We start from the raw sequence: 11,092 nt of genomic DNA on the forward strand, positions 1-11,092 counted from the left end.
CGGCCGCCCGGTCCGCCCTCGCCGCCCGGTCCGCCTGCTCCTCCTGGGCCGCCCGGTGCTCCGGGTGCGCCCTCCGAGGGAGCGCACCTGGCCGAGACGATGCTCGCCGGGCCGGGCCCGTCGGGGCCCGGCGCACCGAGGCCGCCCGGTCCTCCTGGTCCGCCCGGCCCGCCGGGACCTCCCGGTGGTCCTGGTACGCCTCCGGGCGGAGTGCAGCACGCGGAGACGGTGCTCGCCGATCCGCACCACAGCGGTCCAGGCGCGCAGCAGCCTCCTGGCCCACCCGGTCCGCCCGGCGCTCCCGGCGCGCCTGCCCAGCCTCCTGGTCCACCGGGTTCTCCTGGTGCGCCCGGTGTGCCGCCCGGTGGAGGGCACCATGGCGCGGCGATGCCGGCTGGACCCGGCCAGGCCGGTCCCGTACCGCCGCCGGCTCCGCAGCCTCCTGGTCCGCCCGGTCCGCCCGGTCCTCCCGGCTCGCCCGGTTTGCACGGGGCTCCTGGCGTGCCGCCGGGCGCGCCCGGTCACGTACCGCCGTCGGCACAGCCTTCGGTTCCGGCCGCGGCGTACGGCTATCCGCAGCAGCCGCCGTCCGGTCTGCCGACCGTCGGGCCCGGCTATCAGGCCGTGCTGCGCTATCGCGCGCCCGACGGCTCGGAGGCCCAGCTCATCCGGCGCTCCGCGCCCGGCACTCCGCATCCCGAGTGGCAGATCCTGCATGAGCTGCGCGCGCTGAACGTGCCGCCGCAGCAGGTGCTCGAACTGCACACGGAGCTGGAGTCGTGCGAGCTGCCCGGCGGTTACTGCGCGCGGATGATCCGGGAGACCTGGCCGCAGGTACGGATCACCAGCGTCGCGCCGTACGGTCAGGACCATGCGAGCCGGCAGCAGGGCATGCGTCATCTGCTGACTCATCAGGGCGAGTTGCATCAGGTCGCGGACGGGCCCGCGCGGCCCGCTCCGGTGCGCGCTCCGCTGCCGCAGTTGGCGCCCGCGCCGCCGGTTCCGCCGGAGGGAGTCGCGCAGGAGCTGATGGGAGCGTTCGGTCCGCAGGGCATCTGCCGGTTCGACCAGCGGGCGGTGTCCCGTCAGGGCGTGCCGGAGATCGTGGCGCGCACGCTGGTTTGGGCGGGACTGCCGGCCGACTTCGGGCCGTTCTTCTGGGCGCAGCCTCCGCAGCCGGTGGTGCCGACGCTGGCCGAGCTGGCCGCGCAGCGGCAGGTGCGGGCGGCGCCGGACGCGGGCTCGTATCTGGTGGTCGGCAGCGACTTCGGGCGCGCGCTCTGTGTCCAGTACGGCACGGCGCACATCATGGCGGTGCCGGTGGAGGCGGGACCCGGCGGGCAGTCGGTGCCGCCGCAGTTCGTGAACACCGGACTGCCGGAGTTCACACGGTCGTTGGCGCTGCTGGGCCGGATGTGGCGGCTGCGCTTCGGTCTCAACCCGGAGCAGGCGGGCCGCTGGACGGTCGACTTCCAGGCACAGCTCATATCGCTGGATGCGGCGGCGCTGTCGTCGCCGGAGAACTGGTGGTCGGTGCTGCTGGAGCAGATGTGGGACGGGCTGCTGTAGGGCTCGTCTGAGCGGTGCGGTGCGCCTTTTGTGCGGGGGAGGCGCACCGCGACCGTAACCTCGGCGGCCTCGGCGGCCTCCCGGCCGGGGCGGCCTTGCGCGCGTCGGCGGCTTCGTGTGCCTTACGGGAAGCTGAGCGTGCGGGCGAACAGCGTGACCAGGATCAGCACCACGGGGAAGCACACCAGGAACATGGCGAACGTATAGCCCATGATGTCGCGCGCCTTGAGGCCGAGGACCGTCAGTGTGGGCAGCATCCAGAACGGCTGGAGCAGATTGGCGCTGGCCTCGCCGAGGTCGTAGACCACGACCACCCAGCCCTGATTGACGTGGAGCTGGTTGGCCGCGTCCAGGACGTACGGCGCCTCGATGACCCACTTGCTGCCGCCGCTGGGCACGAAGACTCCGAGGACGGCGCTGTAGATCGCGATGAGGGCCGGATAGAAGAACTCGTTCGAGACCGACACCAGCCAGCCGGCGATGGTCTTGCTCAGTCCGGTGAAGGCGATCATCCCGAAGATCCCGCCGTACAGCGGGAATTGGAGCAGCACACCCGAGGCGGCCGGTGTGCCCTCCTTGACGGCCTGGGCCAGCCGTACGGGTCGCCAGTGCAGGATGAGCGCCAGCAGGATGAGGATGAGATTGACGGTGTTCAGATCGAGGGCGTTGAGGGCGCTGCCTTCCGCGCGGGCGAAGTGGCGTGCCAGGTACCACACACCGAGTGCGAACAGCAGGATCGCGAAGACCGGGCTGTACTCGATCCACTCGCCGGGCCGGTTGCGCCGCAGCGGCGAGCGCTGCTCGGCCACACTGGGACCCAGGTCTATGCCGAGCTGTTCTGCGGTCTTCGCGCGCTCCGGCGAGGGCGAGAGGAACCAGGCCGTGCCCACGGCGATGACGAAGATGATCGCCGTGGCAACGATGCCCTGCCACAGGAAGATGGTCTCCGTCAGCGGGATGAGTCCGCTGCCGCGTCCTTCCTTGATGACTTCCTGGACGGCGGGTGGGCTCGACGCGGCGCCGGCGACCTGGAGCGCCGCCGATCCCGACAGGCCCTGGGCCCATACGGTGCCGAGCCCGAGGAAGGCCATCGCGCCCAGGGCCCGGTAGTCCACTCCCGTGACCCTGCGGGCTATCTCCTTGGCGAGGATCGCCGTGAAGATCAGGCTGAAGGCCCAGTTCAGATAGGACGTCACCATCGCCACGGCCGCGGTGAACGCGACGGCTCCGCGCGGTGTCCGTGGCACGAGCGCGATCCTGGCGATCAGCCGGCCGACCGGCGGTGAGACCGCGACCGCGTATCCGGCGATAATGATCATCGCCATTTGCAGAGTGAAGGTGATCAGGGACCAGAATCCCTGGCCCCATGCGTCCACCAGCCCGTATCCGCTCGTCGCCGCCGGATCCGAGGGCGCGCCGTACAGGCTCTCACCGGTCGCGAGGCCGAGGGCGAAGACCGCGAAGGTGCCCACCAGTACGAAGCCCAGCGCGTCGGGCAGCCATTTCTCGGAGAAGGCGGTGAAGCGCAGTGCCATCCGCGCGGGCCAGGGCTCCCGGCCGGTCGTCGTGTCCGGCTCCGGTCGCGGCTCCTGTGGGGGTGCCGTGGTCATGGGGTGTCCTCACTGTGGGGGCCCAGGTGTGCGGTGCCGAGGATCTTCGGTGGCGGGTGACCGGAACACAATGGGGACGGGCCATATACCTCCGGGCCTTCTCATAGGGACCGGCCACGTCCGGAGGTTCAGGGCTTGGCGCGCTCAGTCGGTGTCCTTCTCGGCGATGACCGGGAAGCGTTTCGGGGCCAGTACGAGCAGTACGAGCAGGGCCAGTGCCGCCGCGACCGCCGCGCCCAGATAGACGCGGTCCACCGCCGCGTCCACCGCCCGGCGCAGATACTCCAGGGCTTCGGCGGTGAGCGCGGCCGGATTCTCCAGGGCGGTCGAGACCGAGTCCAGATCGCGGGGGAGTCCTGGCGAGGGCGGATCGTCGAGACGGGAGGCGAGCGCGCCGTTGGCGACGGCGCCGAACACCGCGGCGCCCACGCTCTGTCCGACCTGGCGGCAGAAGAGGATCGACGCGGTCGCGGTTCCTCGCTCCGACCAGCCGACCGTCGCCTGCACTCCGATGATCAGCGGAAGCTGGAACAGCCCGAGCGCGCCGCCGAGCAGCAGCATGATCAGCGCCGGCTGCCAGGCCTGCCCGGGGAACGGGAGGAGAGGGAAGGCGAGCAGGATCAGCATCGCGAGGAAGATCCCGATGACGGCGGTCTGCCGGAAGCCGACGCGGTTGTAGACACGGTTGGACAGGGCGGCGCTGACCGGCCAGCTCAGTGTCATCGCGGAGAGTACGAAGCCGGCGGCGATCGGCCCGAGGCCGAGCACGGACTGTGCGTATGTCGGGAGGAAGACGGTCGGCGCGACCATGAGTAGTCCGAGCGCGCCGAGCGCCAGATTGACGGCTGCGATGGTACGGCGACGCCAGACCCAGCCCGGAATGATCGGTTCCGCGGCCCGTCGTTCGATGACGACCGTAACCGCGGCGAGCACGGCGCTGCCGCCGAGGAAGGCGAAGGAGGGCGCGGAGAGCCAGGGCCAGGCGACACCGCCCTGGACGAGCGCGGTGAGCAGGAGCGCGCCGGTGGCGAAGACGGCGAGCGCGCCCGCCCAGTCGACCCGGTGCCGGAGCGCGGAGGCGGTACGCGCGCCCGGGGACGCCGGTGTCGTACGGCCGGGCCGCGTGCCCTGGGCTGTCGTACGGCTCGGTGACGTACGGCCCGGTTCGCGCAGGTATCTGACGATCAGCCAGAGCGCCACCACGCCCACCGGCAGATTGACGAGGAAGATCCAGCGCCAGTCCGCGTATCCGGCGAGCAGTCCGCCCAGGGCCGGTCCCGCGACCGAGGAGGTGGCCCAGACCGTCGACAGCTTGGCCTGGATCCTGGGCCGTTCCTTGAGCGGGTAGAGATCGGCGGCGATGGTCTGCACCGTGCCCTGGAGCGCGCCGCCGCCGAGGCCCTGGACGACACGGAAGGCGATCAGGGAGGCCATGCTCCACGCGGTGGCGCAGAGCAGTGAGCCGATGAGGAAGACGACGATGCCCGCGATCAGCACGGGCTTGCGGCCGAAGGTGTCGGAGAGCTTTCCGTACACCGGCAGCGTGACCGTCACGGCGAGCAGATAGCCGGAGAACAGCCAGGAGAAGACGGCGAACCCGCCGAGGTCGCCCACGATCTGCGGGACGGCCGTGGAGACGATGGTGCCGTCGAGTGCGGCGAGCGCCATACCCAGCATCAGGGCGGCGACCACCGGACCTCGGCCGCGCTCACGCGCTCCGGCAGACGGCCCGGATGACGATCTCGACGGCGGCCCGGACGGTGGTGTGTGGTTCGGCCCCGGCGGCGGACTGGCGCCCGCCGGCGGGGCTTCGGGTATCGCTTCGGTACGTCCGGTGTCCTCGGTACTGTCGCCGGCGCCGCTCACGGGATCCCTTCCCTATGCATGTATCTCGTCGGGAGACACCTTCTCACCCGTACCTCTCGTGGCGGGAGGGCGCGATCCGCTCCATGCCTCGCCTCCACCGGTCTCCACCGTCCGCCTTCACCGGTCTCCACCCAGGGTCTCCGTCTGAAGGTGGAGACCCTTAGGGGGTTCTCCTTACATCCGGCCAGGGACGGTTCGTCCCGGTGGAGGACGAGAAGCCCGGCCCGCGTTCCTTACCTTGGTCTTACGCCACGGAGAGCGCACGAGGGGGGCTCTCCGTAGCACGGGGGTGGGGAAAACCTCAGGCGAAGACTGCGCTGGGCACCAGCGCGCCGGGGCCCCGAAACGAACAGACTCGAAGCACGAGCTCACGAAGCCATCGGTGAACCGACCACACCGATGTGCCCCAGTGATGCACCAGCACCGACGTACCCGTACCGCACCGACGCACTGACTGTCGATCAACTGACTTAGGAGACATACCGTGACAACGGCTGTAACGATCCCCAAGCACGGGGGCACGGGAGGGCGTACGGCCGTCGCGGCGCGAGCGCGGCAGGTCGTCAAGGCGTACGGCTCGGGCGAGACCCGGGTCGTCGCGCTGGACCATGTCGATGTGGACATCGCCCGTGGCCAGTTCACCGCGATCATGGGCCCGTCCGGCTCCGGCAAGTCGACGCTGATGCACTGCCTCGCCGGTCTGGACACCGTGACCTCGGGCGAGATCCATCTCGACGAGACCGAGATCACCAAGCTCAAGGACAAGCACCTCACCCAGCTCCGCCGGGACCGGATCGGCTTCATCTTCCAGGCGTTCAATCTGCTGCCGACGCTCAACGCCCTGGAGAACATCACGCTGCCCATGGACATCGCCGGCCGTAAGCCGGACGGCCCGTGGCTCCAGCGGGTGGTGGAGACGGTGGGCCTCGCCGACCGTCTCAAGCACCGGCCGACCCAGCTCTCGGGCGGTCAGCAGCAGCGGGTCGCGGTGGCCAGGGCGCTCGCCGCCCGGCCCGAGATCATCTTCGGCGACGAGCCGACCGGCAATCTGGACTCGCGGGCGGGCGCCGAGGTGCTGGGCTTTCTGCGCAGGTCCGTGGACGAGCTGGGCCAGACGATCGTGATGGTCACCCATGACCCGGTGGCCGCGTCGTACGCGGACCGGGTGCTGTATCTGGCGGACGGCAGGATCGTGGACGAGATGTTCCGGCCGACGGCCGACGCCGTCCTCGACCGTATGAAGGACTTCGACGCCCGGGGGCGTACGTCGTGACCGTGTTCAAGACCTCGATGCGCAACTTCTTCGCGCACAAGGGACGGATGGCGCTCTCCGCCGTCGCGGTCCTGCTGTCGGTCGCCTTCGTCTCGGGCACGCTCGTGTTCACGGACACGATGAACACGACGTTCGACAAGCTCTTCGCCGCGACCTCCTCGGATGTCACGGTCAGTCCCAAGGCCGCCAAGGGCGGTGACGAGATATCGCAGACCGGCAAGCCCGAGACGCTGCCCGCCTCTCTGGTGGAGACCGTACGGAAGGCGGACGGCGTCAAGTCCGCCGAGGGCGCGGTCAGCAGCATGAGCGTGACCGTCGTCGACTCCGACAACAAGAACGTGGGCGCGACCAGCGGCGCTCCGACGATCGCCGGCAACTGGACGCGTAACGACCTCCGTTCGATGGAGATCACCTCGGGCCATGCTCCGCGCGGTCCCACCGAGATGATGGTCGACGCCGACACCGCCGAGAAGCACCATCTCGCGATCGGTGACGAACTGCGCACCATCGCGGTCACGGGCGACCTCACGGCGAAGATCTCCGGAATCGCCACCTTCACCGTCACCAACCCGGGCGCGGCCGTCGTCTACTTCGACACCGCGACCTCCCAGCGTGAACTGCTCGGCGGCGCCGACCTGTTCACCCATGTCAATGTCACCGCCGAGCCGGGCGTCAGCGACGATGTCCTCAAGCGGGACGTGGCCGCGGTGCTCGCGGGCGGACCGTACAAGCTCCAGACGCAGCAGGAGGCCGCGGACGCCAACCGCGCGGACGTCGGTTCGTTCCTCGATGTGATGAAGTACGCGATGCTCGGCTTCGCCGGGATCGCCTTCCTCGTCGGAATCTTCCTGATCGTCAACACCTTCTCCATGCTGGTCGCCCAGCGGACCCGGGAGATCGGGCTGATGCGGGCGCTGGGCTCCAGCCGTCAGCAGGTCAACCGCTCGGTGCTGCTGGAGGCCGTGCTGCTCGGGATCTTCGGCTCGGTCGCCGGAGTCGCGGCCGGAGTGGGGCTCGCGGTCGGGCTGATGCAGATCATGTCCTCCGTGGGGATGGAGCTGTCCACCCAGGATCTGACGGTGAAGTGGACGACTCCGGTGGTCGGGCTGGTGCTCGGCATCGTGGTCACCGTCGTCTCGGCGTACATACCGGCGCGGCGGGCCGGAAAGATCTCGCCGATGGCCGCGCTGCGCGACGCCGGTACGCCCGCCGACGGACGTGCCGGTCTGATCAGGGCGATCACCGGACTGGTGCTCACAGGCGCCGGCGCCGCCGCGCTGCTCGTCTCTACGCGGGCCGAGGAGGCGGGCGAGGGCTCGCTCTTCCTCGGTGTGGGTGTGGTCTTCACACTGATCGGATTCGTCGTCATCGGTCCGCTGCTCGCGGGCGGACTGATCCGGGTGCTGAGCGCGTTCGTCCTGCGGATGTTCGGCCCGGTCGGCCGGATGGCCGAGCGCAACGCGCTGCGCAATCCACGGCGTACGGGAGCGACGGGCGCCGCCCTGATGATCGGGCTCGCGCTGGTGGCCTGTCTCTCGGTGGTCGGTTCCTCGATGGTCGCCTCGGCGACGGACGAGCTGGACAGGTCGGTCGGCGCGGACTTCATCATCCAGTCGAGCAACGGCCAGCCGGTCATGCCGCAGGCCCAGGCGGCGCTGGAGAAGGCGCCGGACATCGAGCATGTCACCGAGTACAAGTCGGTCGAGATCAAGCTGACCGCCCCGGACGGGCGGACCGACTGGGAGGACATCGTCGCCGCGGACCCGACGTACGCACAGGACCTGCGACGCGAGACCATCGCCGGTGAGCTGTCCGCGGCGTACGGCAAGGACGCGATGTCGGTCGGCGACGCGTACGCCACGGAGCACGGCGTGAAGGTCGGCGACGAGATGTCGGTCGTCTTCCCGGGCGGGAAGACCGGAAAGCTGAAGGTCGCGGCGATCACCTCGGACGACACGAATGTCGACAAGGGCGCGATGTACACCAACATCACGACCGCCGAGGAGTATGTCCCGGCCGACAAGATGCCCAAGAACATGATCATGTTCGCGGCGGCCGTGGACGGCAAGGAGAAGGAGGCGTACGCGGCCCTCAAGGACTCGCTCGCCGCCTATCCGCAGTACAAGGTGCAGAACCAGACCGACTTCAAGCAGGACCTCAAGGACCAGATCGGCCAGCTCCTCAATATCGTCTACGGTCTGCTGGCCCTGGCGATCATCGTCGCGGTGCTGGGTGTGGTGAACACCCTGGCCCTGTCGGTGGTGGAGCGCACCCGCGAGATCGGTCTGCTGCGCGCGATAGGCCTCTCCCGCCGCCAGCTCCGCCGCATGATCCGCCTGGAGTCGGTGGTCATCGCCCTCTTCGGCGCCCTGCTCGGCCTGGGCCTGGGCATGGGCTGGGGCACGGCGGCCCAGAAGCTCCTGGCCCTGGAGGGCCTCGGCGTCCTGGAGATCCCCTGGCCGACGATCCTCACGGTCTTCGTCGCCTCGGCCTTCGTGGGCCTCTTCGCCGCCCTGGTCCCGGCCTTCCGCGCGGGCCGGATGAACGTACTGAACGCGATCGCCACGGAGTAGGACGAGCAGGGACGATAAGGTAAGCCTCACGGCCTCGGTGGGTGCCCTCCAACACCCACCGGGGCCGGAGCCATGCCGTACGGCCTAAGGGCCGGGGCAACCCGGACGGGCCGAGCCGGCAGCTGCCGATGTGATCCGCCGTTTGTTCAGATGGGGGATGGTGCCGGTTCGTTCCATGAGATGCCGTGCCGACGGTTTTCGAAGAACCCGGCGTCGGCACGGCAAGGGAGGGGAGGAGCGGGCGTTGACATCACGTCGGGTGGGGGAGCGGGCCTGCTGCGCAAGGCAGCGTGTCCTGGTGGACGACATGGTGGCGGCCGAGATCGCGGGGCACGAGTGGGAGACGTGCATGTGCGGCTGCGGACGCTCCGCGAGCCATCTCGTTCCGACCTTGCGGGACGCGGCCGAGGGACATCCGGCCGCGTTTCACGCGCTGGACGACCACATCTTCATCCAGTCGAACCTTCAGCCTCCGGCCCCGGCGGTGTGCGCGGTGCTGATGGCCATATGGTTCGCGAGCCCGCCACGTCAGGCGACCCGCGAGGCGTTGCTGTGGACCTTGTCCGCCGTCCTCGGCTGCGAGGAGGGCGAGCGCCCCGGCCATACCTTGTACGCCGAGTGCGCCGCGATCATCCGTACAGGCATTGACCTGGCGCGCCACGAGCGCACCGCGGACCCGACCTCCCTGGCCGCCGCGTACGCCGCGGACATCCTGGAGGCCCTTGGCTAGGCCCGCGCGTCAGGAGGCTTGGTCGGGCGAGACGGTGTCCGGGGCGGCGTCGGTGGTATCGGTGACGAAGTGGTCAGCCGATGCGCTCCATCCCCGTACCGCGAGCCCGGAAAGCCTGCTGCGGTTCGTGACCACCGTCAGACAGCGCGTGCCGCCGGGCAGCGGCGGGCGGACCTGGGCGGCAGTGGCCGCGTTGTCCAGGACGATCAGCACGGTGCGCTCGGCCAGCAGGGAGCGGTAGTACGCGGCAGCCGCGTCGGGAACCTGCGGTGCGGAGTCGGCGCGCACGCCAAGGGCCGACAGGAATCCGCGCCTCCGGTGGGGAGCCCGGCGTATGAGTGTCACAGATTTTACGAGGGCCGATTACGCAAAGCGACGTCGCATGTCGGCGGGTTCGCGGCCATCGTCCATCGTGGCCGACGCTTCGACGTCCCGGCGCGGGCGTGGGTGCTCGGACGTAAGTGCCAGTCTCAGGGCCAGGTTTGGGGGCAAAACTGTCCATTACACTCCGCTCTGGATTCGCTACGAACGGTAGTGAACCGAGAGTGCAGGAGGATGCGTCACGGTCAAGGGCATGCGCAGGACCGTGGGGATGGCGGCCGTCGCGGCGGCCGGGTGTGTTGCTGTGGTGGTGGGCTCGTTGAGTCCGGCGGTTGCCGGTGGTGCGGAGGAGTCGGGCTCGCCGCGCGCCGTTACGGTCGAGCAGATCACGCTGCGGCTGGCGAGTGACCCGGGGCAGGTCGCGAACGTACGGGGGAACTCCTCGGCGAACGGGGCCGACATCATCCAGTGGCCTCTGTCCCGTGCGGCCAATGAGCGCTGGGAGCCGGAGAGCACGGGAGGCGGCTACTACCGCTTCAGGTCGCTCAGCAGCGGCAAGTGCGTCAACGTCAAGGGCGGCGGTTCGGCCGACGGCACGCCGGTCATCCAGTACACATGCGGCACCGCCGCCAATGAGCAGTGGCGGCTGGTCCCCAAGGGCCAGGGCTACCAGCTCGTGGCCCGGTCCAGCGGCAAGTGTCTGAACGTCAAGGGCGGCGTGGGCCGGGGCAACCAGCTCATCCAGTACCGGTGCACCGACGCCGGTGCCGCCAATGACGTATGGCTCCTCTCGTGGGAGACCCGCCTGGCCTGAGCGGCCGTGCACGCGGGGGCGTCCCACCCGGGGCGTCCCCGCTTGCGCGTGGTCCCGGCCCTGCGCGTGGTCCCGGCCGGAGCCAGGTGGTTCCCGTCCCGGCCGTCCCCGCCCGGCCGCCCCGTCCCCCGGTGTCCGTCGCGCGTCGTACGCTGGAGAACCCCCGGCCCGTACGACGTGTCGGGTCGTTCGCGTTGCCCACCGCCTGGATGGAACCCCTTCATGAGCCTGCACGGTCTGCTCGACGCCGTTGTCCGTGATCCGGCGCTCGCCGAAGCGGTGAAGGCCGCCACCGCCGGTCACCGTAGGCATGTCGACCTGGTCGGACCGCCCGCC

Annotated in this window: 8 protein-coding genes; 5 read left to right on the forward strand and 3 right to left on the reverse strand. The window is 70.0% G+C overall.

The genetic code is table 11. The features are described 5' to 3' along the window. Positions 1-1,569, forward strand: a 1,569-nt coding sequence (locus GA0115259_RS27695) for an SUKH-4 family immunity protein (protein ID WP_176732675.1), incomplete at its 5' end; no start/stop codon positions are given. Positions 1,570-1,691: 122 nt separating this feature from the next. On the opposite strand, the gene GA0115259_RS27700 is transcribed toward GA0115259_RS27695, so the two are convergent. Together GA0115259_RS27700 and GA0115259_RS27705 are read right to left on the reverse strand one after the other, a co-directional pair. Next, the gene (locus GA0115259_RS27700; protein WP_093602104.1) at positions 1,692-3,179 is read right to left on the reverse strand and encodes a short-chain fatty acid transporter; all 1,488 of its coding nucleotides are present in this window, start codon (positions 3,177-3,179) and stop codon (positions 1,692-1,694) included. A gap of 144 nt (positions 3,180-3,323) precedes the next feature. Further along, positions 3,324-4,997 carry an MFS transporter gene (locus GA0115259_RS27705; RefSeq protein ID WP_370748544.1) on the reverse strand — a complete coding sequence of 558 codons (1,674 nt, stop codon included), beginning with the start codon at positions 4,995-4,997 and terminating at the stop codon, positions 3,324-3,326. A 532-nt stretch (positions 4,998-5,529) separates the two neighbouring features. On the opposite strand from GA0115259_RS27705, the gene GA0115259_RS27710 reads away from it, so the two are divergent. From GA0115259_RS27710 to GA0115259_RS27720, 3 genes are all read left to right on the forward strand, one after another. Next, positions 5,530-6,318, forward strand: coding sequence for an ABC transporter ATP-binding protein (locus tag GA0115259_RS27710; protein WP_093602106.1), 789 nt, complete (start codon positions 5,530-5,532; stop codon positions 6,316-6,318). Continuing rightward, on the forward strand, positions 6,315-8,891 hold the full coding sequence (locus GA0115259_RS27715; protein WP_093602108.1) for an ABC transporter permease: 2,577 nt from the start codon (positions 6,315-6,317) through the stop codon (positions 8,889-8,891). The genes GA0115259_RS27710 and GA0115259_RS27715 overlap by 4 nt, the downstream gene beginning before the upstream one ends. Before the next feature lie 244 nt (positions 8,892-9,135). Beyond that, positions 9,136-9,621, forward strand: a complete 486-nt coding sequence (locus GA0115259_RS27720) for a hypothetical protein (RefSeq protein WP_141716710.1) — start codon at positions 9,136-9,138, stop codon at positions 9,619-9,621. A 9-nt stretch (positions 9,622-9,630) separates the two neighbouring features. Here the strand turns inward: GA0115259_RS27720 and GA0115259_RS27725 are convergent, their stop codons facing one another. Next, the gene (locus GA0115259_RS27725) at positions 9,631-9,909 is read right to left on the reverse strand and encodes a hypothetical protein (RefSeq protein ID WP_093602112.1); all 279 of its coding nucleotides are present in this window, start codon (positions 9,907-9,909) and stop codon (positions 9,631-9,633) included. Between the two features lie 286 nt (positions 9,910-10,195). Here GA0115259_RS27725 and GA0115259_RS27730 point away from each other — a divergent pair, with 286 nt between their 5' ends. Continuing rightward, complete coding sequence (locus GA0115259_RS27730; RefSeq protein WP_093602114.1) at positions 10,196-10,756, forward strand: RICIN domain-containing protein; 561 nt, start codon at positions 10,196-10,198, stop codon at positions 10,754-10,756. Positions 10,757-11,092 lie beyond the last annotated feature (336 nt).

Origin of the sequence: Streptomyces sp. MnatMP-M17 (genome assembly GCF_900091995.1) — a bacterium.
Classification (GTDB): domain Bacteria; phylum Actinomycetota; class Actinomycetes; order Streptomycetales; family Streptomycetaceae; genus Streptomyces.